The following is a 594-nucleotide window of genomic DNA, read 5'->3' as shown; positions in this document are numbered from 1 at the left end:
TGATTTCGATTGATCCGTCGTTGAAGCCTTATTTCTTTGATTAATAACCTCTTTAGAGGTAGAAATAACGTCTTCAAAAGCCGTCTTCAATTCGAAACACCTCTCGCTTACGTAAAAACAGCTTTAAAGGATGTTTCAGCAATTCTTTTTCTTTCGTTATCCAGTTTTCAAGGTGCAAATGTTTTGCGCTGAGTTTGCTTCAGAGTTAATCTTCAGCAAAGACAGAACATTATTCTTTTGGTGGAGCCAAGCGGGATCGAACCGCTGACCTCCTGCTTGCAAGGCAGGCGCTCTCCCAGCTGAGCTATGGCCCCAAATGGGTACCGACTTCTCAGAGTCGATAATGGTGGGCCTTAGTGGACTCGAACCACCGACCTCACCCTTATCAGGGGTGCGCTCTAACCAGCTGAGCTAAAGGCCCTTGGGTATTCCCTTTGGTCTTCCTTTGAAAGATGATTAATCTTTCAAAACTGACAACGAGTAAGCGATAAACTGCCAAGTTTATCCGAACCTCATCGGGCTCGGGTATTTCCTTAGAAAGGAGGTGATCCAGCCGCACCTTCCGATACGGCTACCTTGTTACGACTTCACCCC

General features: G+C 46.1%; 2 tRNA genes and 1 rRNA gene. All 3 read right to left on the bottom strand.

What is annotated here, in order from left to right:
• Positions 1–238: 238 nt before the first annotated feature.
• Positions 239–314 (bottom strand) — tRNA-Ala (locus AC1DM9_RS34420).
• 30 nt (positions 315–344) lie between these two features.
• Positions 345–421 (bottom strand) — tRNA-Ile (locus AC1DM9_RS34415).
• Between the two features lie 116 nt (positions 422–537).
• Positions 538–594, bottom strand: a 16S ribosomal RNA gene (locus AC1DM9_RS34410); the annotation flags it as partial.

The organism is Paenibacillus sp. 01T431 (assembly GCF_056398625.1).
This window is presented reverse-complemented; position numbering and strand designations above follow the sequence as displayed.